Source organism: Gammaproteobacteria bacterium, from assembly GCA_035279405.1.
Classification (GTDB): Bacteria; Pseudomonadota; Gammaproteobacteria; order Natronospirales; family REEB76; genus REEB76.
In genome coordinates, this window is the sequence record DATEHU010000026.1 from 477,931 (window position 1) to 501,869 (window position 23,939).

At 62.2% G+C, this 23,939-nt stretch carries 26 protein-coding genes, 1 other RNA gene and 1 riboswitch; of the genes, 10 read left to right on the forward strand and 17 right to left on the reverse strand.

Annotated elements, in window-relative coordinates:
• Positions 1-36: 36 nt before the first annotated feature.
• Positions 37-459, reverse strand: a complete 423-nt coding sequence (gene fur / locus VJR90_05840; GenBank protein ID HKV96994.1) for a ferric iron uptake transcriptional regulator — start codon at positions 457-459, stop codon at positions 37-39.
• Between the two features lie 83 nt (positions 460-542).
• On the opposite strand from fur, the gene VJR90_05845 reads away from it, so the two are divergent.
• Positions 543-875 carry an outer membrane protein assembly factor BamE gene (locus VJR90_05845; protein HKV96995.1) on the forward strand — a complete coding sequence of 111 codons (333 nt, stop codon included), beginning with the start codon at positions 543-545 and terminating at the stop codon, positions 873-875.
• Between the two features lie 7 nt (positions 876-882).
• On the opposite strand, the gene VJR90_05850 is transcribed toward VJR90_05845, so the two are convergent.
• A complete protein-coding gene (locus VJR90_05850; protein ID HKV96996.1) occupies positions 883-1,167 on the reverse strand; it encodes an RnfH family protein in 285 nt (94 codons plus the stop codon).
• On the reverse strand, positions 1,139-1,591 hold the full coding sequence (locus VJR90_05855; protein HKV96997.1) for a type II toxin-antitoxin system RatA family toxin: 453 nt from the start codon (positions 1,589-1,591) through the stop codon (positions 1,139-1,141). The genes VJR90_05850 and VJR90_05855 overlap by 29 nt, the downstream gene beginning before the upstream one ends.
• Before the next feature lie 107 nt (positions 1,592-1,698).
• Here VJR90_05855 and smpB point away from each other — a divergent pair, with 107 nt between their 5' ends.
• Positions 1,699-2,178, forward strand: coding sequence for an SsrA-binding protein SmpB (smpB, locus tag VJR90_05860; GenBank protein HKV96998.1), 480 nt, complete (start codon positions 1,699-1,701; stop codon positions 2,176-2,178).
• A gap of 45 nt (positions 2,179-2,223) precedes the next feature.
• Positions 2,224-2,596, forward strand: a transfer-messenger RNA (tmRNA) gene (ssrA, locus tag VJR90_05865).
• Between the two features lie 242 nt (positions 2,597-2,838).
• On the opposite strand, the gene VJR90_05870 is transcribed toward ssrA, so the two are convergent.
• The 5 genes from VJR90_05870 to VJR90_05890 all read right to left on the reverse strand — a co-directional run bounded on the left by VJR90_05870 (position 2,839) and on the right by VJR90_05890 (position 6,642).
• On the reverse strand, positions 2,839-4,068 hold the full coding sequence (locus tag VJR90_05870) for an MFS transporter (GenBank protein HKV96999.1): 1,230 nt from the start codon (positions 4,066-4,068) through the stop codon (positions 2,839-2,841).
• Between the two features lie 128 nt (positions 4,069-4,196).
• Entirely contained in the window at positions 4,197-4,571 is a 375-nt protein-coding gene (gene crcB, locus VJR90_05875) for a fluoride efflux transporter CrcB (protein HKV97000.1), read from the reverse strand.
• A 137-nt stretch (positions 4,572-4,708) separates the two neighbouring features.
• Positions 4,709-4,771, reverse strand: a riboswitch (Fluoride riboswitch).
• Positions 4,772-4,878: 107 nt separating this feature from the next.
• Positions 4,879-5,538, reverse strand: a complete 660-nt coding sequence (locus VJR90_05880) for a TonB family protein (protein HKV97001.1) — start codon at positions 5,536-5,538, stop codon at positions 4,879-4,881.
• A 20-nt stretch (positions 5,539-5,558) separates the two neighbouring features.
• Entirely contained in the window at positions 5,559-5,954 is a 396-nt protein-coding gene (locus VJR90_05885) for a biopolymer transporter ExbD (protein HKV97002.1), read from the reverse strand.
• Between the two features lie 76 nt (positions 5,955-6,030).
• Positions 6,031-6,642, reverse strand: a complete 612-nt coding sequence (locus tag VJR90_05890) for a MotA/TolQ/ExbB proton channel family protein (GenBank protein ID HKV97003.1) — start codon at positions 6,640-6,642, stop codon at positions 6,031-6,033.
• 869 nt (positions 6,643-7,511) lie between these two features.
• On the opposite strand from VJR90_05890, the gene VJR90_05895 reads away from it, so the two are divergent.
• The gene (locus VJR90_05895; GenBank protein HKV97004.1) at positions 7,512-9,680 is read left to right on the forward strand and encodes a carboxy terminal-processing peptidase; all 2,169 of its coding nucleotides are present in this window, start codon (positions 7,512-7,514) and stop codon (positions 9,678-9,680) included.
• Positions 9,681-9,782: 102 nt separating this feature from the next.
• Here the strand turns inward: VJR90_05895 and VJR90_05900 are convergent, their stop codons facing one another.
• The 4 genes from VJR90_05900 to VJR90_05915 form a co-directional block, all read right to left on the reverse strand.
• On the reverse strand, positions 9,783-10,640 hold the full coding sequence (locus VJR90_05900) for a hypothetical protein (GenBank protein ID HKV97005.1): 858 nt from the start codon (positions 10,638-10,640) through the stop codon (positions 9,783-9,785).
• A 186-nt stretch (positions 10,641-10,826) separates the two neighbouring features.
• Positions 10,827-11,963 (reverse strand): hypothetical protein, encoded by a 1,137-nt coding sequence (locus VJR90_05905; protein ID HKV97006.1) that lies wholly within the window; start codon positions 11,961-11,963, stop codon positions 10,827-10,829.
• Between the two features lie 159 nt (positions 11,964-12,122).
• On the reverse strand, positions 12,123-12,629 hold the full coding sequence (locus VJR90_05910) for a DUF1249 domain-containing protein (protein HKV97007.1): 507 nt from the start codon (positions 12,627-12,629) through the stop codon (positions 12,123-12,125).
• Between the two features lie 55 nt (positions 12,630-12,684).
• Positions 12,685-13,518: a pyruvate, water dikinase regulatory protein gene (locus VJR90_05915; GenBank protein HKV97008.1), complete on the reverse strand. Its 834-nt coding sequence runs from the start codon at positions 13,516-13,518 to the stop codon at positions 12,685-12,687.
• A 95-nt stretch (positions 13,519-13,613) separates the two neighbouring features.
• Here VJR90_05915 and ppsA point away from each other — a divergent pair, with 95 nt between their 5' ends.
• Genes ppsA through VJR90_05930 form a run of 3 tightly spaced genes read left to right on the forward strand, consistent with a single transcriptional unit; the run spans position 13,614 to position 18,251 of the window.
• Positions 13,614-15,986, forward strand: a complete 2,373-nt coding sequence (gene ppsA, locus VJR90_05920; GenBank protein HKV97009.1) for a phosphoenolpyruvate synthase — start codon at positions 13,614-13,616, stop codon at positions 15,984-15,986.
• 8 nt (positions 15,987-15,994) lie between these two features.
• Entirely contained in the window at positions 15,995-16,645 is a 651-nt protein-coding gene (locus tag VJR90_05925; protein HKV97010.1) for a putative 2OG-Fe(II) oxygenase, read from the forward strand.
• 19 nt (positions 16,646-16,664) lie between these two features.
• Positions 16,665-18,251 (forward strand): aldehyde dehydrogenase family protein, encoded by a 1,587-nt coding sequence (locus VJR90_05930; GenBank protein HKV97011.1) that lies wholly within the window; start codon positions 16,665-16,667, stop codon positions 18,249-18,251.
• Here VJR90_05930 and VJR90_05935 read toward each other — a convergent pair whose 3' ends face one another.
• The gene (locus VJR90_05935) at positions 18,252-18,893 is read right to left on the reverse strand and encodes a DUF2441 domain-containing protein (protein ID HKV97012.1); all 642 of its coding nucleotides are present in this window, start codon (positions 18,891-18,893) and stop codon (positions 18,252-18,254) included. It abuts the gene before it with no gap.
• A 104-nt stretch (positions 18,894-18,997) separates the two neighbouring features.
• On the reverse strand, positions 18,998-20,095 hold the full coding sequence (amrS, locus tag VJR90_05940) for an AmmeMemoRadiSam system radical SAM enzyme (GenBank protein ID HKV97013.1): 1,098 nt from the start codon (positions 20,093-20,095) through the stop codon (positions 18,998-19,000).
• 29 nt (positions 20,096-20,124) lie between these two features.
• Between amrS and amrB the strand changes: the two genes are divergently transcribed.
• The 3 genes from amrB to VJR90_05955 are packed head-to-tail and all read left to right on the forward strand — an operon-like array spanning position 20,125 to position 21,753.
• Positions 20,125-20,919, forward strand: a complete 795-nt coding sequence (amrB, locus tag VJR90_05945) for an AmmeMemoRadiSam system protein B (GenBank protein HKV97014.1) — start codon at positions 20,125-20,127, stop codon at positions 20,917-20,919.
• A complete protein-coding gene (gene amrA / locus VJR90_05950; protein HKV97015.1) occupies positions 20,909-21,478 on the forward strand; it encodes an AmmeMemoRadiSam system protein A in 570 nt (189 codons plus the stop codon). The genes amrB and amrA overlap by 11 nt, the downstream gene beginning before the upstream one ends.
• On the forward strand, positions 21,475-21,753 hold the full coding sequence (locus VJR90_05955; protein ID HKV97016.1) for a hypothetical protein: 279 nt from the start codon (positions 21,475-21,477) through the stop codon (positions 21,751-21,753). Before amrA ends, VJR90_05955 begins: the two co-directional genes overlap by 4 nt.
• Here VJR90_05955 and VJR90_05960 read toward each other — a convergent pair whose 3' ends face one another.
• From VJR90_05960 to VJR90_05970, 3 genes are read right to left on the reverse strand one after another with little or no spacing between them, the layout of a single operon-like run.
• Positions 21,754-22,266 (reverse strand): GNAT family N-acetyltransferase, encoded by a 513-nt coding sequence (locus VJR90_05960; protein ID HKV97017.1) that lies wholly within the window; start codon positions 22,264-22,266, stop codon positions 21,754-21,756. It lies immediately after the preceding gene.
• Between the two features lie 11 nt (positions 22,267-22,277).
• On the reverse strand, positions 22,278-22,979 hold the full coding sequence (locus VJR90_05965; GenBank protein ID HKV97018.1) for a hypothetical protein: 702 nt from the start codon (positions 22,977-22,979) through the stop codon (positions 22,278-22,280).
• A gap of 8 nt (positions 22,980-22,987) precedes the next feature.
• The gene (locus VJR90_05970; GenBank protein ID HKV97019.1) at positions 22,988-23,935 is read right to left on the reverse strand and encodes a pyridoxal-phosphate dependent enzyme; all 948 of its coding nucleotides are present in this window, start codon (positions 23,933-23,935) and stop codon (positions 22,988-22,990) included.
• Positions 23,936-23,939: the final 4 nt, after the last annotated feature.

Below are 23,939 nucleotides of genomic sequence, written 5' to 3' on the forward strand. Positions count from 1 at the left end.
GCCCGCGCCAGCGGCCGCGAAATTGCCGAACTGCACCTATTTATTCAGGGTCTTGCGGCATTCCGAGCAGACGCCGTACAGATACAGTGAGTGGTCGGTGATTTCATAACCCTTGGCGATGGCAATCTGCTTCTGGCGTTTTTCGATCTCGCCGTCCACGAACTCGTCCACCCGCCCGCACTTCACGCACACGATGTGATCGTGGTGCATGCCCTGGTTCAGTTCAAATACGGAATGCCCGCCTTCGAAATGATGCCGGGTCACGAGACCGGCAGTCTCGAACTGCGTAAGCACGCGGTAAACGGTGGCCAGGCCGATGTCCTCGCCGGAATCCAGCAGCGCCTTGTACATGTCCTCGGCGCTCATGTGGCGCAGCACGCTGCTTTCCAGGATCTCGAGAATCTTGACCCGTGGCAGGGTCACCTTGAGACCGGCGTTGCGCAATTCCTGGCTTTCCACGCAGAGTTCCTCGCGGCCGCCGCTTCTCGACGCGCCGGCACTCGGGTATTATCACCCACTGGTCACGCAGCACAACCACTCCCATGCGCCTGATTGTTCCCGCCCTGCTGTTGGCAGCGCTCGCCCTGAGCGCTTGCGTTTATCGTCCCGACATCAAGCAGGGCAATTTTCTCAAGCCCGAGATGATCGAACAGGTCAAGCCCGGCATGACCGAGGCGCAGGTGCGTTTTGTCCTGGGTCCGCCCATGATCCGCGATCCGTTCCATACTGATCGCTGGGACTATGTCTACTACAACCTGCCAAGCAGCCTGGCACCGAAACAAGGCGTGAGTCGCGAACACGTCGTGGTGTACTTCAAGGACGGCAAGGTCGTGAGCATCGAGAAACTTCCGATGACGGGCGCAACGGACGGTTGAATCAGCGTTACCCGCGGGCACGCCTGCGACGCGCCTGCCTGGGGTCAAGTTGCAACGGCCGATAGATCTCCACGCGGTCGCCGTCCCGCAGCAATTGCTCCGCGTTCACCAGGCGACCCGATACTCCAAGTCGACAGCGGATCGCCGCAAGCTCGGGAAATTCCTGCGCCAGCCCGGAAAGCCGCACGGCATCGCGTGCCGTCGTGCCGGCCGGCACCGCCAGCCTCACCAAGCGCTGCAGGTCGCGATGCGCATAAACGACTTCAACGTGCAGAGTTCGCGGGTTTGACATACAAGGCCGCGGCGCGGCGTGTGAACGCCGTCACCAGCGAATTGCAGATCTCGTGAAACACCGGACCGGCCATCAGGTCGAGCATCGTTCCGGCGAATTCGAATTCCATGTTGAGCGTGACCCTGGAACCCTCGGGCCCAAGATCCGCGAATCCCCAATGGCCCTCAAGATGCCGGAACGGACCGCGATCCAGCGCAATCACGATGCTGCGACCCGGATCGAGCCGGTTGCAGGTGGTGAAGGTCTTGTGGAAACCGCTACGCGCGAGTTCCAGGCTGGCGCACATCTCAGCGGAGCTCTGGCTGAGGATGCGGGCGCTGCGGCACCACGGCAGGAACTCGGGGTAGCGCTCGACGTCATTCACCAGCGCATACATGTGCGCGGCGGTGTACGGCACGAGCGCCGACTTATTGACGGTGCGCATGGGTTGCGCCTAGCGGAAATGCGGGTCCGGCATGGACGGCGATTGTGCGGCAATTGTCCGTGTGGCACAACGCCGGAACCGCGCAGTACGCGGGCTATAATCGCCGCATGCCGCAACAGAAAGAAGCCACCGAGCCCGCTGCTGCGACCATCGCACTCAACAAGCGCGCGCGCTTTGACTATTTCATCGAAGAGCGTCTCGAAGCCGGTCTCGCGCTGCAAGGCTGGGAGGTCAAAAGCCTGCGTGCACACAAGGCGCAGATCACCGAGGGCTACGTGCTCATCAAGAGCGGTGAAGCCTGGCTGCTGGGCGCACACGTAACGCCGCTCAATACCGCCTCCACCCACGTGCATCCCGATCCCACGCGCACGCGCAAGCTGCTGCTCAAGCGCGTGGAACTGGATCGGCTCACCGGCGCGGTCGAGCGCAAGGGCTATACGCTCGTGCCACTCGCGCTCTACTGGAAACGCGGGCGCGCCAAACTTGAAATCGGCCTGGCCAAGGGCAAGAAACTCCACGACAAGCGCAGCACCGAAAAGGCACGTGACTGGCAGCGCCAGAAGCAGCGCCTGGTGCGACATGGCTGACGGCAAGTCCGTGCGCACCGCGGTGTACAATGACGGCCACAGCGTGGGGGCGACCTGGTCTCGACGTGGGTCGCGAAACCCGAAGTGCATGCCGAGGTGCAGGATTCCTCGTAAAACTGTCTTGCAAAAACGCTAGCTGCGAACGATAGCAACTACGCCCTAGCCGCCTAATCCCGGCTAGCCTCTGACTGGAGCCGTGCTTGTGCGTCCAGAGTCTCTTCGGAGACGCCTCAGAGGTCGTGCTCACAAGATCGCGGTAAGGTGCATCCGGCGCCAGGCCGCTAAAAAATACCGGACTCGCTGTCGGTTTTCCCTGCCCGTCGGGTAGCCGCCAGTTAAATCAAAGACGTGTGCTACGCATGTAGAGCTGAGGGCGGAGGACTTGCGGACGCGGGTTCGATTCCCGCCGCCTCCACCAGCATTAAAGCCACCCGTGAGGGTGGCTTTTGCTTTTTCCGCGGCGGCGGGAATCGAACGCCTAGCCATGGATGGCTGGGCCGGGGCGTATCGAAGCAGACACGGCGGCGCCACGGATGGCACTGGCAACGCCTCTGTACGCGCGTGCGCGACTCACTTTCCCGCCGCCTCCACCAATATTTAAGGTCATCCGCGAGGATGCCTTTTTTTGCCGTTGCCAGTGCCCGCGATGGGCGTTTCCGCCTACGCTTGTGACGCACCGCGGAAATTGAGGATTGCAAGCAGTGGCAATGCCACGAGTTGCAGCAGCATCGCGGCAACGACCAGCCACAGCGGACTGACGGCGTACAACGCTCCCAGCATCACACTGCCCACAAACCAGGCCGCACCGAATACAGTATCGAACAACCCGTAAGCCGTTCCGCGCAGATTTTCCGGCGTGAGTGTGGCGACACCCGCGCGCACCGTACTCTCCTGCACGCCGAGGGCCGCGCCCCACAGCACGGCGCCTATCCAGATCCACAACGGATGCGCGCTTAAGAACAGCAGCGGCAAGGTTGGCAGCGTAAGCAACGGCAGTGCATACAGCACCTTCAGGCCAACACGGTCGTAGAAACGCCCTACTACCAGAGCGGCCAGCGCATCCGCACCCATCGCCACACCGAACAGCACCGGAATCAGTGCCGGTGTGAGGCGTTGCGTAAGCTGCAGGTGATAGGCCACCAGAATGAAGTGGGAAAATCCCAGAACGCTGACCACGGCGAAGGCCATGTAAAGGTAATAGCGCGCATCAAATTTGGCAGGTACGGGTGCGATCGGCGCAGGTGCTGCCTCCGGTTCGAGACCCCGGGCGCGCCACAGGAAAAACAGGGCGAGCAGCGCCGGAATCACCAGAACCGCAAAGGCCACGCGGTAGCCTGCCGTCGGGCTGGTCAGACCATGACGCGCATTCAGAGCGATGACCCCCGCCACCAACAGCGGACCGGCTACCGCGCCCAGTTGATCCAGAAATTCGTGCAGGCCGAAAGCGTAACCGTGCCCCAACTCACGGCCGGCGCGCGAAAGGAGTGCATCCTTGGCGGGATTGCGCAGGCCCTTGCCGATGCGTTCCAGAAACACCAGCAAACCGGCGATCCAAGCCAGAGGCGCGAGCGCCAGCGCCGGTACCGCCAAAAGGTTCAACGTGTAGCCTGCGCCCATGACCTGCCAGTTGCGGCGCGTGCGATCCACAAAACGGCCCGACAGGAGCCGCACCGCGTAGCCCAGGAACTCGCCCAGTCCCGCGACCACGCCCACGAACACCGGGCCTGCGCCCAGCACCGCGAGATACGGTCCGACGATGCCGCGGCCGCCTTCGTAGGTGAAATCCGCGAACATACTGACGATGCCGATGCCCAGCACGAAACGCAGCGCACGGGTGCGCGTGTCGGATTGGGTTACACCCGCATTCTGATTTGCCCGGTTCACAATCATGCCGTGGAATCCGTGTCGAACCCGCGGGCCTCACAGGACTTCTGCCGTCCGACCGTACTATGCCCTTGATTCACCGGATCCAAGAAAATCCGCAGCAGACGCATGGTTGCCTCACAGTTCCAGGCCGCTCACGGGCCGCGCGCAAGCCAGGCGCCGGCAAAGGCCGCAGCCAGACCCAGTAATACCGATGCCGCTACATATACGACGGCGATCCGGGTTGCACCTTCCTCCACCAGCAACAATGCTTCCATGGCAAATGTCGAGAACGTCGTGAAGCCGCCCAGGCCGCCAGTGAGAATCGCGGTGCGCAGCGTGGGGTTGAGCGACAGGCGTTCCACGGTCAGAAAAAACAGCCAGCCCATCAAAAAGCACCCGAGGATGTTGATGACGAACGTGGCGAGCGGGAAGCTGCGCCCGTAAAACTGTTGCACCAGTTGGGTAAGGCCGTAGCGCGCGCAACAGCCAATCACGCCGCCCACGGCCACGGCCAGATAATTCCACATGCTGCCAACTCCTGGAGTTCAGCTTCGGCAAGAGATCGGAGCTCCGGGAGCAGACTGCAACCCTGCATTCCCGGTGCCGGGCTGCAGCGCTCGAAACGAGCGGTTGGCACAGATCATGACTCCCCGGAAAATTCTCCGGTTCAGCAGGAGTCATCAGCCTTGGCAGACGATTCATGGCGAACTCCATCGCCATGGTTGAGACCGAGACCAGTACGACAGCGCACCTGGACCGATTGCTGCAAAACCTCATTACGCACAAATAAAAACTGCCGGCGTGGTCGCCGGCAGTCTGCCAATTCACGGACCCTCAGCCTCCACTCAGGCTGTATTGGATCGGAATGGTGAACACAAATTCCCTTCCCTGAAATTGCTCGGGCGGCGCGGGACATCTGGCCGTCAGTACCGCCTGCACTCCGGCGGTATCCAGTGCCCGTGTACCGCTGGAGCGTTTGACCGCGGCATCGCTGATGCTGGCATTTATGTATTTGAACTGAACCACGACGGTGCCGGTGCTGCCAGCGAGTATCGCTTCGCGCGGGTAATGGCGTATGGCCACCGCCTGAATGCACGCACGCAGCTGTTCCTGGAAGCTGGCTTCTATGGCCGCCATATTGACCTGCGGCCGCGGGACCGGCGGCGGGGGGGGCGGCGGAGGCGGTACCGCATTCGGCGTCGGAATCGGCGTCGGAATCGGCGGTACCTCCGTCAGCGGCTGCGGCTTGGGCATGTTGGGCACCGGCGGCTGCGGCGTCTTGGGCGGCGGCGGCGGCGGCGGCGGCGGCGGCGGCGGAATGGTCACCACCGCAACCTTGTTTACCGGCGGCGGCGGCGCTTTGTGGGTCTGCTGCCAGATGATCAAGCCCGCCACGATCAGGCCGATCAACACCTCGACGATGATCGCCAGAACGAGATTCCGGCCATTTTTGAACGAGAAAAAGCTTTCGCTAAAAACGTGCTGCGTGTCCACCGTGCTACCTTAATGATGGATTAGTCGATGTTTTTAGCGGCGATGCCAATCTGCGTGACTCCCGCTTCACGGCACGCGTCCATGACAATCACCAGATCCTGCAAGGTAGCTTCCCGCGCGCCCGCGATGGTGACGTTGGCGTGCGCCGGATCCTGGCCGAGCAGATACGAAGTCAGCTGATCTGGGGTCATCACCTGGTTTTCGACCACAATCTGGCCGTGGGCCTGCAGGCTGATGATGATCTTGGGCCGCTCGATCGTCACGGCCGTGCTGCTTTGCGGCAGATGCGACGCGATGCCCGTCGCCGGGATCATGCGCAGCGTGATCATGATAAAGAACACCAGCAGGAAGAGCATGATGTCGATCATGTTGATGATCTCGATCCTGCCCTTCTTCTTCTCGACAAAACTCTTCATGGCCGCTACCTGCCTCGACCGTGCCTTACACGGTCAGTTGAATGTTAACCGCCGACTCCTACAGGCTCACGCGGCCTCAGGTGAGACGATTCACCAACATCACTTTGATGGCTTCCATCTGATGCAGGATCAGACGGGCGCGGTTGTTGAGGCCGTTGAAAAATACCAGACCGATGATGGCGACCGCGAGACCTGCGGCGGTTGCGATCAACGCCACTGCCACGCCGCCGGTTACCTGCGTAGGCGCGGTGTCCGCGGCACCCAGCACCTGGAAGGCTTCGAAGATGCCGATGATGGTACCGAGCAGCCCCAGCAACGGGTCAAGCGTAATCACGGTGTCCAGCACCCACATGCCGCGGTCCACGCGCGGCGCCTGCAGCAGGATGGTTTCCTCAATCAGTTCGGACAGGCGCTGCGCGTCCTTGAGTTCGGGATACTTGAGCGCCACTTCCAGCACCGCACCCTGAGGATACTTGGCGGTGCGTACCGCCAGATCCATGAGCGCATCGCGATCCACTTGATCGGATTGCAGGATCGTGCGCGCGATCAGTTCGCCCTGGCGCACGATCTTGGCCAGCGTCCAGGTGCGATCAATGATGATGACCAGCGCCACCAGCAACGTGAAAACGATGATCCAGATGACGCCACCCGAAACGTTGGCAATATGAAGCAGCTCTTGAATATTCACTTAAGAATCTCCTGCAATACCGGAGCCGGTATCCGCTGTTTACAAACGCGCACAGGCGTCCTGCGACCAGTTGAGCAACACGCAGGATCGCCTATCGCACCGTTAAACCATTCTTAGGGGCCCAGTTTTTTACTCGAATACGTTGTGTCAAGTCAAGACACCAGAGACAAAAAATCACAATTTCCCAGGAGTTGCCACCACCCGCGCTGCCATCTTGATGCCCCGCGACCGGCGGGAAGCGCACAATCCCGTTTCCGCCAATTTACACCGCGTAGCATAGCAGCACGGCAAGCGCATTGGCCGACTTCATAAATATACCGGCTTAATTTCAGCTGAAATCCCCGGCGCACCACGCCGCGCGCGGCGCACAGCGCCTGAATCCCACACAGATGCCGGGTAAATTACTCGGAAAACCCTGCATATCAGCTCACCACAAGCCGCGTACAGACCACGAGCGCGACCCGGTGTGAGCGTTGTCGCATCCGGCGCGGCTCTGACGAGCGTGTTCCGAAACCGCTGCATGCCAGTCGCGACCGCCGGTAACGGTGCAAAGCTGCAACGCAGCGCCAATGCCGATGCGCCGCATGACTGCGGGCTGCAACGCCCCCCCCGTCGCCCGCCGTGCCAAGCCGGACTGTTACGGAGATCGGAAGGGTCATTGGCCTCACAATGCGGGGGGGGAAAGTCTGCCTATAATTCAATTACATGTATAATCATTTGCAGGTACTTACAGCGTCTCGGGCCTCTTACATAGCGCCCCAATGGCGCACGCGCTCGGACAAACTCCAATAGCATGCAACCCGGCTGCCAGGGTCTGCGCCTGCGGCAGGCTCCACTGGCACATTTAACCCAGGAAACTCCCGAATACGATGCGTAAAAGAGTCTTTGCCGGCCTGATGTGTATCGGGCTTACGCTGCTTGCCGCGTCGGCCGATGGTGCCACCCGTGCAGCTCCGGTCGCGGCCAGTGTTGCCCCCTTGGCCGCGCTCAGCCCACTGCCACGCGAGACTCTGGTGGACCAGGCAATCGCGGGTATTCTCGAACGTTACCATTACAACAAGGCGCCCCTGGACCAGGCACTGTCGCAGCTGATATTTACCCATTACCTGCAGAACTTGGACCCCAACCGCAGCTACTTCCTGCAGTCCGATATCGACAGTTTCGCGCCCTATCGCGACGCCCTGGATGACGCGATCCGCAACGGCAACCTGCGCCCGGCTTTCACCATATACAACGTGTACCAGCAGCGCGTGCAACAGCGCATCCAGTACGCGCTCGGCCTGCTCGCCAAAGAGCCGGATTTCAAGGTCAAGGAGAGCTTCGTCTATGACCGTTCCAAGGCGCCCTGGGCGGCCAATGTCACGCAACTGGATGACCTGTGGCGCATGCGCGTAAAGAACGATGCCCTGGGTCTGCTGCTGGCCGGGAAAACCTGGCCGCAGACCGCGGACATCCTGCGCAAGCGCTATCAAAACATCGAATACCGCACCCGGCAGATTGCGCCTGCGGATGTCTTCGACCTGTTCATGAATTCCTACACCCTGTCGCTGGACCCGCATACCAATTATTTTTCGCCCGACCAGTCGCAGGAATTCCAGATTCAGATGAGCCTGAAATTGCAAGGTATCGGAGCCGCGCTGACATCCGAGGGTGAATACACGCGCGTGGACCAGGTGATTCCCGGCGGACCGGCGGCGCGCAGCAAGCAGCTGCATCCCGACGACCGCATCACCGGTGTAGCCCAGGGCGACAAGGGTGACATGGTGGACGTGGTCGGCTGGCGCCTCGACGACGTGGTGCAACTGATTCGCGGCCCCAAGGACTCGGTAGTGCGCCTGCAAATCCTGCCCGCGGGTGCGCCGCCCGGTTCGGCCGAAAAAGTCATCCGCCTGGTGCGCGACACCGTGAAACTCGAGGCGCAGGCGGCGCACAAAAGCGTCATCACGCTGAGCCATGCAGGCCGCCAGTACAAGATTGGAGTCGTCACCATCCCGGCCTTTTACAGCGATTTCGAAGGGCGCATGGAGGGCGAAGCCAACTACACCAGCACCACCCGGGACGTGCGCAAGCTGTTGCTGGAACTGGAAGCCGAGCACGTGAACGGCGTGGTCATTGATCTACGCAACAACGGCGGCGGCGCTCTGGACGAAGCTATCCGGCTGACCGGGCTGTTCATTCCGCACGGACCCGTGGTCCAAATTCGGCACCGCGACGGCAGGATTGATGTTCTGGATGACGACGACAGCAGTATCGTGTATCGGGGTCCATTGGCGGTGTTGGTGAACCGCTTCACGGCCTCGGCCTCGGAAATATTTGCCGGCGCCATCCAGGATTACCACCGTGGATTGATTATCGGCTCCAATACCTACGGCAAGGGTACGGTGCAGACCTTGTTCGACCTGAACCGCATCGTGCCGGGTAACCAGGACACCGGCCAGCTCAAACTCACGGTGGACAAGTTTTATCGTGTCAGCGGGGCGAGTACCCAGCGCAAGGGCATCACGCCGGACATCACCCTGCCGTCAAACATTGACCCGCAGGAATTCGGCGAAGACACCCAGGATGATGCCCTGCCTTGGGATCAGATTGCCGCCGCCGACTATACCCCGTTGCACCTTGGACTCGCAGCGGCGTTGCCCAAACTGGAAAAATTGCATGCTGAACGCATTGCGCACAGCCCGGCCTGGGCACTGTACGTGGACGGCCTGCACCTGCTGGCGCAGGAACGCGCGGAAAAATCCGTACCGCTGCTGTTGTCGGCGCGCGAATTACAGCGCACAGAACGCGACCACGAGCGCCTAACGCTTGCCAATGGCTGGCGCAAACTCAAGGGCCTGCCGCCGGCGACCACGCTGGAAGCGGCCTATAAACTTGCCGCGGCCGATAGCGGCAAGACCGGAGCCGGTTCTACACAGGAATCCAGCGCGGACAATCCGGCCGCACTGGTGCCGGACGTGCTGTTGCAGGAAACCGCACATATCGTGGCCGACATGGACGCTCTGCGAATCGGCAACCTGCCGCCACCGCCGTCTGACTGATCGAATCAAGCCGGACGGGGAATACTGTCCCGCCCGGCCGGAACTCCTTCATGGCCCCCCGCTATGCAGCGTGCCGGTGGCAACCATCGCGCGGGGTCACCCTTATTTGGTCTTCGCGGTTCGCCAGGAAGGCGGTACCGCCGGATTCCACGCGTCGAACCCGTGTGAATCCCAAACCAGGCCGGAGATACTCTGACCTTCCGATGCCAAGACTATCTGGTTGGTCGGGCTCAAGGCCTGCTTCGCCACGATGAAGGGATTGAATATCAGTGTGAAGTTTCCCTGTGGATCTGTAGTCACAACGCATTGCAGGTTGTAGGGCGGATAGCGCACCTTGAACACCACATGCAATTCGCACGCGCTGCCGTTTATGCCGATGTTGGCGCTCGCCACCAGATACCCGAGGTTCTGGGCCGCGAGCTTCCACTGACCCGGATAGAGAGCCTGCCCCCATTGATCCGGGAAAGGCTGACCGGTAGCCGGTGCGGCGGGTGTCGCGCTGGCTGCGCCCGGCGCGCTCGCGCTTGCGACCGCCTTGTTCTTGATGGCGGCCTTGCCGGCGCCCTGCGAGGCGGCCGCGGGTGTCGCGGTCGCAGCGGGTGCAGCCGTGGTTGCCGGTAACGGCAGGGTCAACGCGCTTTTGGCTGTGAAACTGCCATTTGCGCCCTCCATGTCCACCTGCTGGCCGCCAATCGTGAAACTCTTGTGGGTGACGCTGTCCTGATTCACACTGCAGTCCGGTGACCAAAGCGTACCCGAGTCCGCGGTCAGGATGCTGATGGTGCAGGTCGAACCGGTGACATCAATGGCCGCCATGACGATGCGCTGCTGCTGCGACATCTGCGGCAGTTTGGCCAGCAAGGTATAGGATTTTGAGGACGAGGATGAACAGCCGTACACCAACAGCAACGCACCCAGGGCGCCGCAGACCGCCACCCAGCGCAAAGTGAACTTCCGCATGACTATTGCCTCCGCGTACTGATGTTGAAAAATGGACTTTGCCTCGGTGGTCCCCCGGTCCGTATGCGCAATGACCGCCGAGTTCAAGTGCGCATTAATCTGAACTTATGGCCTGCCGGAGTCAACTTTTGCCGGGGTCATGAACCGCCAGCCATCACGCGCCCGGCGCCCGCAACACGCTGCGGCTCAGCCTGAGCCTGTCGGCGGCGCTTTCCTGGAGGCAACCGGTTCGCTGCCGGTTGCGGATGCGGCGGGCATGAGCAGGATGTTCTGGATATCCCAATAATTCATGCGCAGCACGTTCATGGCCACGCCAGCGGATTTGACACCCGGGGCTTTCGGCGCAGCCTGCGCGATGTATTGCAGGCAGGATTCCTCCGGCACGGTATCCCGATCCGACGCATAGGTTGCGGTCGTGCGCAGATATTCGGCGCGCCTGCGCAGCGTTTCGGGGCGCTGCTTGTCGTTGCGCAGCTTCACCACGACCTCGTAAATATGGTTGCCGATCGTCAGGCAGTCGCTCGGCAGACCGAAATTCACATCGGTGATGGCCTGCGTGCCGGCGCTGCGCGCCTTTTCGGCGATACCGTATTCGGTCAACTGCAGATACAGATACTGCGCCAAGGCGAGCAGCCACAGATTCACGCTGCGTCGGGATGCGATACTCAGGCCCGGCCAAGCCGGCGCGTTTTGATCTTGCAGGGTTCCCATGGCCGCCTGCAGTTCCAGTTTGCCGGTATCGACCGACTTGAATTGGCGCGCCAGCTTGTCAATCTCCAATTGCAGCTGGTTGCGCTTGTGCCTGTTCCACAATCCCTTTGCTGCTGCAAGTTGCTGCTGCAGCTCTTCAAGTTGAATGGACAGGTCGCGCCGTTCATGCTCGAGCTGGCCACGCTGCCGGGTAAGCTCCTGCTCCCGCCGGCTGCGGTTGCGGCCGTGATCTTCCTGAATGTGACCGCGCTCGGCCTTTTCGAACTTGCCGGCGAGTTCGTTCGCCAGCAGGTGCAACTGCCGCCGGCAGGTTTCCCAGACCGCACGCAGGCGGTAGTACACGACGGCGCCCTGGCCGCGTTCCGCATCCCCCAGCACCTGTTCCAGACTGCCGAGCTGGCGCTGCGAATCGAGGTACCCCCGGCGCAAGGTCTCGACCTCCGCTTTGAACGCATCGCGCTCGGCCGTGACCTGCGCGAGTTCCCGCTTGATGAGATTGCGGTTCTCGAATAATTCCACCAGCTTGATTTGCTGCGTCGCAGCCGCGTCGGGCTCGGCCACGGCGTCCGGTTTACGCATTCCCGGAATGAGGTTCTTGAAGGCCAACGCCATGCGCATCCCGGCTGTTGAGTCCGCTGGTTTACGAACCGTGATGATCGGTCTTGTTAACAGGCGTGATGTGCACCGCCGTTCACCCGTGCATGCGCAATCGAAGTACTGGCCCGGGCACTCCTACCATGCCCCATCCCGCCCCCGCCGGCCCGTTGAGCATCACGCCACACCTGCAAGCTGTGCCTGTGACATGGCGAAACAATGCCTGTGATCCAGACAATGCTCCAGCCACTTGTGCAGCAGCATGTTCAGATTCCAGCGCCGCAGCAGCTCCGACCGCGGAGCGGCCGCATTTCTGTCCGCACCCGCCGCAGACGGTTGAGCATGACAGTTCAATGCCTCGACCAGCCTGGCATCGTGGTAAATGCGCAGCTCCAGATCGGGAGTGCGACACCAGCCACCGTTCACGTTCAGCCAGTAGGTCATGCGCACGCTCGTGGTGTAACGGCTGCGCGTGCCTACCTTGAGATAAATTTTCAGGTCTGTGGGGCTGTTGGATACCAACGTGGACGGTAGCGCATGCAAGTCGCCCAGCAGCTGCCGCAGGCGCGCATGATTAGCCGCATACAAGCTCATCAACCCCGCAAAGCTGCGCGGTTGCACCAAGCGGATTCTCGGGCCAGCGGTTTCGATAAGCATGGCTGAAATATAGCATAGGCGCGTCATGCTTCAGGCGCCGCGGCCGCCGCGGTCCGCGCGCGTACGCCGCATATGTGTTGAATCAGAACCGCCGCTTGATGCCGGTCTGATGCAGAATGGTGGTGGCAATCTCCTCGATCGACGGCAGCGTGGTGTTCATGCACGGCACGCCGGCAGCGCGGAAGATGTCTTCGGCCTTGCGCACTTCGTAGCGCACCTGATCGGAGGAGGAATAGTTGCTGTCCGGGCGACGGTGATGGCGAATCTGCTGCAGGCGTTGGGGATCAATGGTCAGGCCAAACAGCTTGCGGCAATACGGCAGCAGCGCTTCCGGCAGCCGGCCGTGCCTGAGATCGTCCTCGGTGAGCGGATAATTCGCGGCAAACACGCCGTATTGCAACGCCAGGTACAGGCAGGTCGGCGTCTTGCCCGAGCGTGACACGCCCGCCAGAATCACGTCCGCCTTGGAATAGAAGCGGGTGCTCACGCCGTCGTCATTGGCGAGCGCGAAATTCACCGCTTCGATGCGCTGGATGTAGGCCGCGTTGTCCGCAGAGGCATGCGCCCGCCCCGCGGCATGTGAGGACTTCATGCCCAGTTCGCTTTCCAGCGGGCCGATGAAGGTGGCGAAGAAATCGAGGTACAGCGCGTGGCTGTGCTGAATGATGCCGCGCACCGTATCATCTACGATGGTGCTGAACACCAGCGGTTGGGCGCCATCGGATGCCGCCGCCGCATTGATGCGCGCAACCGCGTCGTTTGCCTTGTCAATGTCGGCGATAAATGGCAAAGTGACTTGGCGGAATGCCGCCCCGTCAAACTGACTCATGAGACTGCGCCCGAGGGCCTCGGCGGTAATGCCGGTGCGGTCGGAAACAAAAAATACCGTGCGTGGTTTTTCCTGCGGCGTTGGCATGGATTCTGGTGTTCTGCATTGCGCCACGATCAGAAATTGAATGCCATTATAGCTGCCCGTAACCCACATTCCGTCGAGTGAGCCGAGTCCGGCACATGGATCAGCCCTACACCATCCGCTTCGAAGACCTGGGGATGCACGACCTCGCCGTCGTCGGCGGCAAGAATGCCTCCCTGGGCGAAATGCTCAGCCACTTGACCAAGCTCGGCATCTCGGTGCCCGGAGGCTTCGCGACCACGGCCGACGCATACCGGGAATTTCTCGGGCACGACAATCTTGCCGCACGCGTGAACCGGGAACTCGCGCACCTCGATGTGGATGATGTCGCGGCGCTCGCGGACACCGGCGCCCGCATCCGGCGCTGGTTGCACGACGCGCCACTGCCGGCGGCACTGGAGAAATCCGTACGTAGTTCCTATGCCGAGCTGCTGCAACAGTCACGCAAGGAAATCTCGGTGGCGGTGCGCTCGTCGGCCACCGCCGAAGATCTGCCGGATGCCTCGTTTGCCGGCCAGCAGGAAACTTTCCTGAACGTGCGCGGCATCGGCGAGGTGCTGAGCGCGCTCAAGGACGTATTCGCCTCGCTGTTCAACGACCGCGCCATCGCCTACCGCGCACACCACGGCTACGACCACGGGCAGGTGGCGCTGTCCGCCGGAATCCAGCGCATGGTGCGCAGCGATCTCGGCGCCTCCGGTGTCATGTTCACGCTGGATACCGAATCCGGTTTCGACCGCGTGGTATTCATCACCGCCGCCTACGGACTCGGCGAAACCATAGTGCAGGGCGCGGTCAATCCCGACGAGTTCTACGTGTACAAGCCGGCGCTGGAGGCCGGCAAGTATCCCATCGTGCGGCGCAACCTCGGCACCAAGGCGAGCATGATGATCTATGCGGATGGCAATGGCGGCGGCAAGTCCGTGCGCACCATAGACGTGCACGCCGAGGCGCGTGCGCGCTTTTCCCTGAGCGACGCCGAGGTGATCGAGCTCGCGAAGCAGGCGTTGATCATCGAGAAGCACTATCAACGGCCGATGGACATCGAATGGGCCAAGGACGGCGCCGACGGCCGCATTTACATTCTGCAGGCACGCCCGGAAACCGTGAAAAGCCGTGCCGGGCAAAAGCTCGAACGCTATGCGCTCAAGCAGCGCGGTCCGGTACTGGCCGAGGGCCGCAGCATCGGCCAGAAAATCGGCGCCGGCACCGCCAAAATCATCCGCGACATCGGCGAGATGCAGCGCATCGCGAAAGGTGACGTGCTGGTCACCGACATGACCGACCCGGACTGGGAACCCATCATGAAGCGCGCCGCGGCCATCGTTACCAATCGCGGCGGTCGCACTTGCCACGCCGCCATCATCGCGCGCGAACTCGGCATCCCGGCGGTGGTGGGCTGCGGAGACGCCACGCGCACGATCAAGGATGGCCAGGCGGTCACTGTATCCTGCGCCGAGGGCGATACCGGACACGTCTACGCCGGCCAGCTAGCATTCGAACGCCGCGAGATCAGTCTCGACAACATGCCCAGGGCGCCGCTCAAGATCATGATGAACGTGGGCACCCCGGAGCGTGCATTTGACTTTGCCATGCTGCCCAATCAAGGCGTGGGCCTGGCGAGACTCGAATTCATCATCAACCGCATGATTGGCGTGCACCCGAAAGCCCTGCTCAATTTCGCGGCGCAGCCGTCCGACATCCAGCAGCAGATTCAAGAGCGCATGGCCGGCTACAAAGACCCGGTGAGCTTCTACGTGGAACGACTCGCCGAGGGCATCGCCACCATCGCCGCGGCCTTCGCACCGCAGCCGGTGATCGTGCGCACCTCGGACTTCAAATCCAACGAATACGCCAACCTGATCGGCGGCCGCCAGTACGAACCGCACGAAGAAAACCCGATGTTGGGATTCCGCGGCGCCGCGCGCTACGTAGCCCCGAGCTTCCGCGACTGCTTCGAGCTGGAATGCCGCGCCCTGCGGCGCGTGCGCGATGACATGGGTCTCGACAACGTGCAGGTGATGATCCCGTTCGTGCGCACGCTCGACGAGGCCAGGCAGGTACTGGAAATACTCGAGCACAACGGCCTGCAACGCGGCACGCACGGCCTCAAGCTCATCATGATGTGCGAGTTGCCCTCGAATGCCGTGTTGGCCGAACAGTTCCTGGAATATTTCGACGGATTCTCCATCGGCTCCAACGATCTCACGCAATTGACCCTGGGACTGGACCGCGACTCGGGCGTGGTGGCCCATCTGTTCGACGAGCGCAACGCGGCGGTGAAGGCCATGCTGTCGCTCGCCATCCAGGCGTGCCGCAAGCACAAGAAGTACATCGGCATTTGTGGCCAGGGTCCCTCGGACCATCCGGATCTGGCGCGCTGGTTGCTCGAGCAGGGCATCGAGAGCCTGTCGCTCAATCCGGACACGGTGGTGGAAACCTGGCTGTACCTCGCCGGCGAACCCAGGTAGGCTGCGCCATGCTGGTACCGCACGACACACAATTCGAGGACCATTTTCCCATCTGCGTAATGGTGAGCCATCATGCCGGCCTCGACGGCCTGAATCGCGAAACCTTCGACATCATCTGCCGGCTGCGCGACCAGCACGCCAACGACAAACAGGAGAACGAAGCACTGTCAGGGAACATCACCACGTACGGCGGCTACCAGACTTCCAGGAAAATGATGTTCCTGAACCGGCCGGAACCGGCAGTGAGCCGGCTGCGTGATGAAGTCGTGCAGCCGGGTGTGGCGCGCTATCTCGCCAAGGCCTACGACAACAAGGTGGACACGAGCCGCACGCGGCTGGTGTCCTGGGCCAATATACTTGCGGCCGGCGACTGGCAAGCTCCACACATGCACCCTTCGGTCGGCAATCTGGCGAGCGGCGTGTATTACCTGCACGTGCCGGAGAAACCCGCCCCCGAGGGCTGTCTCGAGTTTCTCAATCCGCATCCCGTTGCGCATCATCATGGCGTGAGCCTGACGCGCCGCCTGCAGCCCAGGGCCGGCGACCTGATCATTTTCCCGCCCTACTACATCCACTACGTGTATCCCTTCAAGGGTGACGGCGAGCGCGCCATCCTGGCCTTCGACGTGTTGCTGCAGACCACGCAGTTCGTGTTCTGAACCCGTCCACGGAACTGACATGAGCGCTCCCGCCGAATCCGCCGCTTCCGGCGTTACGCTGCACGCTCCCGCCAGCGGCGCATTTCTCGGCCACTTTCCCTGGCAAAGCAGCGACGATGTGCGTGCCGCGTTGCGCACGGCGCACGCCGTGCAGCCGGATTGGGCCGCGCGGCCGCTTGCAGAACGCCGCGCGCGCATCGCGGGCTTTCGGCAGGCACTGCTCGATCAAACCGACGAGGTCGCGCAACTGATTACCGATTGTGTGGGCAAGACACGCGTGGAAGCATTGGCCACGGAAATCATGCCCGCCGTGGCAGGCAGTCGCTGGTATGAACGCCACGCCCACCAATACCTGCGGCCGCGACGTCTGAAAAACGGTTCGCTGCTGTACTTCAGCAAGCGCAGCACGGTCTATCGCGTGCCTTGGGGCGTGGTGGGCATCATCGCACCCTGGAATTACCCGCTCGGCATTCCCATGCACGAAATCATTCCGGCGCTGCTCGCGGGCAATACCGTGGTATTCAAGACGGCGCCCGAAACCCTGCCCGTGGGTTTCAAAATTGCGGACCTCCTGCGCCTGGCAGGTGTGCCCCAAGGCGTCTTCCAGCACGTGCACATCGACGGTTCGGTGTGCGGCGATTTGTGGCTGGAAGCCGGCGGCGTCAACAAACTGTTTTTCACCGGCTCGGTGCGCGTCGGCAAGCTGCTGGCGGAAAAGGCGGCACGTACACTGGTACCGGTATCGCTGGAACTGGGCGGCAAGGACGCCATGATCGTATGCGCGGATGCGGACCTGGAACGTGCCGCGGCGGGCGCGGTGTGGGCCGGGCTCTCGAATGCCGGCCAGTCCTGTGCCGGCGTCGAGCGCATCTATGTGCACCAGCAAGTGTACGCCCCGTTCATGGCGCTGCTGGCGCAGAAAGTAGTGCAGTTGCGCACCGGTCAGGACACGGATTTCAACGTGGATGTCGGCGCGCTGTGCACCGAGCGCCAGATTGAGACCGTGCGACACCAGTTGAAAGATGCAGCCCAGCAGGGCGCGCGGGTGGCCGCCCGAGGCGCACCGCCCGCAAATGACAACGCACACTTTGTGCCTCCCACAGTGCTCAGCGACGTGAGCCACGGCATGGCGGTGATGCGCGAGGAAACCTTCGGACCGGTGCTGGGTGTCATGCCGGTCGGCAGCGACGCACAAGCGGTAGAGCTCGCGAACGATTCAAACTACGGGCTCATGGCCTCGGTGTGGTCACGGGACCTGAGCAAGGCCGAAGGCCTGGCGCGGCAAATCCAGACCGGCGCGATCATGGTGAATGACCATTTGCTTTCACACGGACAGACCGAGACACCCTGGGGCGGATTCAAGGACTCCGGCAGCAGCCGCGGCCACGGGCAGTTTGCGTTTGAAGCGGTCACCGCCCCCAGGGTGATCGTGAACGATTGGCTGAGACTCATGCGCCATCAGCCTTACTGGATGCCGTACAGCCAGCAGATCTACACGGGTCTCAAGGGCATCCTGTTCGGACTGCATGCGCGCCGCTGGCGTGAGCGCCTGACGGGTTTCAAGCGGGCATGGGTCCTGTTGCCGCGCATGTTCCGTGCGCGCTGATCAGAAATTGTCGATCGGCACTTCCTCGAGAATCTCGATCTCGCCGTTGCAGGAGATCTCGTCGTCATAGGATTCGGTGACCACGCCGTTCCAGTATTCGAGCGCGCGCTTGTGCCATTCCACCAGGGAAATCGTATCGCCCATGACCATCTGCTGCGGGGCACGATGCATTTCACCCGTGGCGCGCACGCGAAACACCTTCTTGTGATCGCCGCGCATGTTCTCCAGCCAGAAGCGCACCGAGCGTGCATCATCGGGAATCAGCCAGATGCAGCTGGTGCGTGACGGCAGGTCCGGGTACATCTGGCGGCGCACTTCCTCCAGCACCAGCTCGCGCACCATGCGCGTGGACAGGAACAGGCTGTCGAGCGTCTCGGCCAGCGTCATCACCGGGTTGAAATGGTAGAACTCGAGGAGCGGGTCTTTCTTGCCCTGCTTGCGGTACACATGCAAGGCGCGGAAGGCCACCCGATCCACGGTGAAAACCTCGTTGGTTTCGGGATTGGTGATGCCGCGCCGCGCCACTTCGAACGCACGCCAGGAATTGTTGGGTTCCTCCCCGAAGGTGAACACCGCCCCCTCCACCCACTTGGGCGAGTTGTGTTTGTGAATGTGGAAAAACTTCTCGCTTTCGATATGCATGCGAATCCCGGCCCTTGTTGTGCGCACACGCGACAGTTATCGCCGAGCAGGCAGGCGAATATATAACAGCATTTGTGGCGCGGCCGCAACCGGCAAATCCGCAATTACGCCTGTGGTATAAGCGCGACCCGCACCGGCATGCGCCGTCGCCCCCAATGGCCCGGTTTGGCGCCGATTGACCCCGGTATCGGCGTGCCGCAACTCAGACAATTTCCGCTGGCGTTCAGGTTCCATGCCCCCAATGCGTACCAGTCACGCTCAATAACCAGGGCGCCACAACCCGGACACCAGGTGCTGCCGCCGATGCGATCGTGCACGTTGCCGGTGTAGCAATAGTGCAAGCCGTTCCTGAGCGCGATGCTGCGCGCGCGCACCAGCGTCTCGGGGGGCGTGGGCGGCCGGTCCCGCAGCTTGTAGTCGGGATGAAACGCGGTGAAATGCAGCGGCACATCCGGACCAAGATTTTGCATGACCCATTGCGTTTCGTTTTCGATCTCTGCATCGGAATCATTCAGGCCGGGAATCAGCAGCGTGGTGATCTCGAACCATACCGAGGTTTCATGCTTGAGATAGCGCAGCGTATCGAGCACCGGCTGCAGGTGGCCGCCGCAGGTTTTCCAGTAGAACTCCTCGGTGAAGCCCTTGAGGTCCACGTTGGCGGCGTCCATGTGGCGGTAGAATTCCATGCGCGGTTCGGGACACATGTAGCCCGCGGTCACCGCGATGGACTTGATCCCCAGCGCATGCCCCGCATCCGCCGCATCCATGGCGAATTCCATGAAGATCACCGGATCGTTGTAGGTGAACGCCAGACTTGCACAGCCCAGGGTCTTCGCCGCTGTGGCCAGCGCCTCGGGTCCGGCCGCATCGGCCAGCGTGTCCATTTCCCGCGACTTGGACATGTCCCAGTTCTGGCAGAACTTGCAGGCCAGGTTGCAGCCGGCAGTCCCGAAGGACAACACCGCGGTGCCGGGCAGGAAATGATTGAGCGGTTTCTTTTCCACCGGATCCACACAGAAGCCGCTGGAGCGCCCGTAGCTGAACAGCTTGATCTGGTCGTGTTCGCGGCCGCGTACAAAACACAGCCCGCGCTGGCCTTCATTCAGCTTGCAGGCGCGCGGACACACATCGCACTGGATCCTGCCATCCTCAAGACGATGCCAGTAACGTGTGGCGACAACGGTTTGCAACGGGGCGTGCATGGCGGCGTTTCCGTACTACCATTAAGTATATGACGGCCCACGATGTGCGCGCGCCTGCGGTTGCCGGCCTGTTCTATCCGGGTGATGCGGGGGCACTGCGCGCGCAGCTCGAACAAATGCTGGCTGAGAATCCGGCGCCCGGCGCGCCGCCCAAGGCGCTGATCGCGCCACATGCCGGCTATGTCTATTCAGGCCCGGTCGCCGCGCGCGCCTATAGCCGCCTGGCGTCGCACAAATCCACAATGCATCGCGTCGTATTGCTGGGACCCGCGCACCGCGTGCCTCTGCGCGGCCTGGCTCTGCCCGCCGCCGACATCTTCCGCACCCCGCTGGGCGATATCGAGCTCGACGCGGAGGCAATCGCGCGGGTCGCAGGACTGCCGCAAGTGACGCGTTCCGCCGCCGCCCATGCGCAGGAACACAGCCTCGAAGTGCACCTCCCGTTTCTGCAAACCCTGCTGGAAAACTTCACACTCGTGCCCTTGGTCGTCGGCTGGGCGCAAACCAGCGAAATAGCCGCGGTGCTGGACGCGCTCTGGGGTGACGAGGAAACGCTCATCGTCATCAGCTCGGATCTCAGTCACTATCACGATTACATAACCGCGCAGCGTCTCGACGCGGATACGGCGCGGCGCATCGAAGCCCGCCAATTTCCCATTCCCGACGCGCAAGCCTGCGGCGCCTTTCCGATCAACGGGCTGTTGAGCGTCGCGCAGACCCGCCGCTTGCGCATTGAACGTCTGGATCTGCGCAATTCCGGCGATACCGCCGGCGACCGGCAGCGCGTGGTGGGTTACGGTGCCTGGGCCCTGCATGCCGCTTAGCGCGCTGACACGCATCACGCTGCTGGATGCAGCGCGTCACAGCATCCGGCAGAGCCTGGATGACCAGCCCGCGGCGTTCAGCCACCAAAACGGCGATCCGGTATTGCGCGCCGTGCGCGCTAGCTTTGTAACGCTGAAGCGCCGCGGCACGTTACGCGGTTGCATCGGCAATCTCGATGCCAAACAGGAACTGCTCGCAGACGTCATGCAGAATGCACAGCTGGCCGCCTGTCACGATCCGCGCTTCCCGCCATTGCTGGCTGCGGAGTTCGAGGACCTGCATATCGAAATCTCGGTGCTCTCCGGCACCGAGCCGGTCGCGGCACGCAATCGCGATGAGCTGCTGCAAGCGTTGCGACCCGGAACCGATGGCGTGATCGTCCAGGAAGGCGAACGCCGGGCCACGTTTTTACCCGCGGTCTGGGCCAGCCTTTCCGATCCCCGGGAATTCTATGCGCAACTCATGTGCAAGGCCGGGCTGGGCGCAGCGCATTGGTCACCGACACTGCGCTTTTCTCGCTACCAGACTGAAAGCTTCGGCAAAGGAGAACCGTCATGAAATCACTGGCATGCGGGATATTGATGAGCGCGCTCGCGCTGTATCTTTGTGCTTGCGGGCCGGATCACCCGTCGCAGCGCACCGGCACGCAAACGACACAGGAGGCTCCGCCACCGGTGAGCCACACCGTGTTCGCGCCCTACATAAATGATGTCAACAGGGCCAAACAGGTGCAGACCACCGTGAATGCGCAGAAACAGGCGCTCGACCGCGCCATCCAGGCACAAACCGGCGCGAGCCGCAGTCCTGCTCCCCCGGCGCAGACGCCGTACTGATTATCTGCCGGAGTTCCGCAGCCGCAGACTGAAATGCAAGTCACAGGCAGCAGGGCCGGCGGCGGTGTGCAGCTGACGCGCAAAGCCGAAGCGCTCGTAGAGTTGCACCGCCTCTTTGAGTACCGGTGCAGTGAACAATTCCATGGTTTCAAAGCCCCGCGCCCTAGCCCAGTCCACCACCCGGTGCAAGAGCACGCGGCCGAGGCCACGATGCCGCACTTTGTAGGCGAGGTACAGGCGCCGCAGCTCGCATACCGTTTGGCTGCGCCCATAAACACCGCAACAGCCCACGAGCGCACCGCTGCTGTCTACCAGCACCTCAAACACGCCGTGGCGGTTTCCATACCAGGCTGCGACATCATCGAGATCGCCGTCCCCTGCCACGCTGTCCGGCAAGCCGTAGCTTTGCAGAATACCGCCCACCAAGGTGCGCAAACTGTCGGCATCCTGCCGCTTTCCGGGGCGCAAGCTCAGACGCAGATCGGCGAGCAGATTCTCGTGCGCTGGCTGCAAATGCCTGATCCTTATTTGATGCGCCGCACGAACACCGTGGCGCCGTGGCCGGGCAGCGTCAGCAGATACCCGAATCCCAGTTTCTTGATGATCACCTGCGGATTATCGAGTTCAATATTGGTGAAATAACCGGTAGCGGCCTGTTTCCACACCTGACCGTTTTCCAGCTTGAACACCGTAGCTCCGGTCCAGCCGGTGAACCGGCCCGCAATGCGCGTCTCGATGCGCTCCGGCATCGCCGGGTTTTCCCTAGGCGCCATGGTGTCTGCACCGAAACCAGCCGCAGGGGAAACGCCGGCTGGTGCACTCGACGAAGATAGGGATGGCGGCGCCACGCCCGCGGAGGGCGTCTGCGCGCGCTCCCGCACATAGGCCTGCAGCCAGGCATTCAAGGCCTTGAGCTGCACAGGCGAAAACTTGTCAATGCCGGTGCGGTGATACTCGGTGACTGACATCAGATCGCGCACATCCAGGGACGTTGCACTCACCGAGGCAGGTTCAAGTAGGACGTTTGATTTCAGCGTCGCGCTCAACCAGCGGTTGAAGGCCTGAAGTTCGTCAGGTGAAAGTATGTCGAGGCCGGTCTGATGGAATTCCGACACGCTGATGACATTGCGTACGTCCAGCGGCGTGGCGCCAGGCGCGGCCGCGAGCGTTGCGCCGCAAACGCAGATCGCGAACAGGGTCACCACACCGGCTTGCAATCCGCGCATCGTTCACCTCACCAGGGCAGATGATCCAGGTCCACGTTGCCGCCGCTGAGGATAACACCAACGCGCAGGCCTTTCACCGACACGCGCGCGGCACGCAGCGCCGCGAACACCACGGCCGCGGAAGGCTCGATGATGATTTTCATGCGCTCCCATGCAAAACGCATGGCGGCAATGACTTCCGCATCTGTAACGCGCACGATCTCGTCCACCTGCGCGCGCAGCACCGTGAAGGTCAGTGGCCCGATGGTGGCACGCAGTCCGTCACATACCGTATCCGGGTGCGCCACGGGTTGAATATGTCCCGCCTGCAGTGAGCGCCAGGCGTCGTCGGCGCTCAACGGTTCCACGCCGATGATTCTGCAGGCGGGACGCAGCGCACGCGTAGCCACCGCGGTTCCGGACAGCAAACCGCCGCCGCCCACCGGCGCCAATACCATGTCCAGGTCCGGAATTTCCGCGTGCAATTCCAGCGCCGCCGTGCCCTGCCCGGCCATCACCACCGCATCGTTGAATGGGTGCACCACCACCGCGCCGGTTTCCGCAACGCAGCGTGCCAGCGCCGCTTCGCGGCCCTGCATGCTCGGTTCGCAGTAAATGATCTGGGCGCCGTAGCCGGCCACCGCGCGCTTTTTGAAAGCACTCGAGTTTTCCGGCATGACCACCCAGGCCGGAATGCCGCGGCGCCGGGCGGCCAGCGCCAGCGCCGCGCCGTGATTGCCGGACGAATGCGTAGCCACGCCGTACGCGGCTGCCGTTGCAGAAAGCGACAACACCGCATTCGTCGCCCCACGGATCTTGAAAGCGCCCATTTCCTGAAAATTTTCGCACTTGCAGAAAATCTGCGCGTCCAGTTCGGCTTCGAGCGGTGCGCAGCGCAACACCGGAGTGCGGTTTACCTGCGCCGCGATGCGTACCGCGGCGGCGCGGATATCCGCAAAAGTCAAAACCTCCTGCATATCA

What these genes read in the sequence shown, in the direction of transcription:
- VJR90_05910 (HKV97007.1), bottom strand. Translation starts at nt 12,629, where the DNA reads ATGACGCGCCTATGCTATATTTCAGCCATGCTTATCGAAACCGCTGGC.
- VJR90_05930 (HKV97011.1), top strand. Translation starts at nt 16,665, where the DNA reads ATGAGCGCTCCCGCCGAATCCGCCGCTTCCGGCGTTACGCTGCACGCT.
- VJR90_05885 (HKV97002.1), bottom strand. Translation starts at nt 5,954, where the DNA reads ATGAAGAGTTTTGTCGAGAAGAAGAAGGGCAGGATCGAGATCATCAAC.
- amrB (HKV97014.1), top strand. Translation starts at nt 20,125, where the DNA reads ATGACGGCCCACGATGTGCGCGCGCCTGCGGTTGCCGGCCTGTTCTAT.
- VJR90_05900 (HKV97005.1), bottom strand. Translation starts at nt 10,640, where the DNA reads ATGCGGAAGTTCACTTTGCGCTGGGTGGCGGTCTGCGGCGCCCTGGGT.
- VJR90_05850 (HKV96996.1), bottom strand. Translation starts at nt 1,167, where the DNA reads ATGTCAAACCCGCGAACTCTGCACGTTGAAGTCGTTTATGCGCATCGC.
- VJR90_05965 (HKV97018.1), bottom strand. Translation starts at nt 22,979, where the DNA reads ATGCGCGGATTGCAAGCCGGTGTGGTGACCCTGTTCGCGATCTGCGTT.
- VJR90_05935 (HKV97012.1), bottom strand. Translation starts at nt 18,893, where the DNA reads ATGCATATCGAAAGCGAGAAGTTTTTCCACATTCACAAACACAACTCG.
- VJR90_05925 (HKV97010.1), top strand. Translation starts at nt 15,995, where the DNA reads ATGCTGGTACCGCACGACACACAATTCGAGGACCATTTTCCCATCTGC.
- VJR90_05970 (HKV97019.1), bottom strand. Translation starts at nt 23,935, where the DNA reads ATGCAGGAGGTTTTGACTTTTGCGGATATCCGCGCCGCCGCGGTACGC.
- crcB (HKV97000.1), bottom strand. Translation starts at nt 4,571, where the DNA reads ATGTGGAATTATCTGGCCGTGGCCGTGGGCGGCGTGATTGGCTGTTGC.
- VJR90_05895 (HKV97004.1), top strand. Translation starts at nt 7,512, where the DNA reads ATGCGTAAAAGAGTCTTTGCCGGCCTGATGTGTATCGGGCTTACGCTG.
- VJR90_05845 (HKV96995.1), top strand. Translation starts at nt 543, where the DNA reads ATGCGCCTGATTGTTCCCGCCCTGCTGTTGGCAGCGCTCGCCCTGAGC.
- VJR90_05870 (HKV96999.1), bottom strand. Translation starts at nt 4,068, where the DNA reads ATGATTGTGAACCGGGCAAATCAGAATGCGGGTGTAACCCAATCCGAC.
- VJR90_05955 (HKV97016.1), top strand. Translation starts at nt 21,475, where the DNA reads ATGAAATCACTGGCATGCGGGATATTGATGAGCGCGCTCGCGCTGTAT.
- smpB (HKV96998.1), top strand. Translation starts at nt 1,699, where the DNA reads ATGCCGCAACAGAAAGAAGCCACCGAGCCCGCTGCTGCGACCATCGCA.
- VJR90_05915 (HKV97008.1), bottom strand. Translation starts at nt 13,518, where the DNA reads ATGCCAACGCCGCAGGAAAAACCACGCACGGTATTTTTTGTTTCCGAC.
- amrS (HKV97013.1), bottom strand. Translation starts at nt 20,095, where the DNA reads ATGCACGCCCCGTTGCAAACCGTTGTCGCCACACGTTACTGGCATCGT.
- amrA (HKV97015.1), top strand. Translation starts at nt 20,909, where the DNA reads ATGCCGCTTAGCGCGCTGACACGCATCACGCTGCTGGATGCAGCGCGT.
- VJR90_05855 (HKV96997.1), bottom strand. Translation starts at nt 1,591, where the DNA reads ATGCGCACCGTCAATAAGTCGGCGCTCGTGCCGTACACCGCCGCGCAC.
- VJR90_05905 (HKV97006.1), bottom strand. Translation starts at nt 11,963, where the DNA reads ATGGCGTTGGCCTTCAAGAACCTCATTCCGGGAATGCGTAAACCGGAC.
- ppsA (HKV97009.1), top strand. Translation starts at nt 13,614, where the DNA reads ATGGATCAGCCCTACACCATCCGCTTCGAAGACCTGGGGATGCACGAC.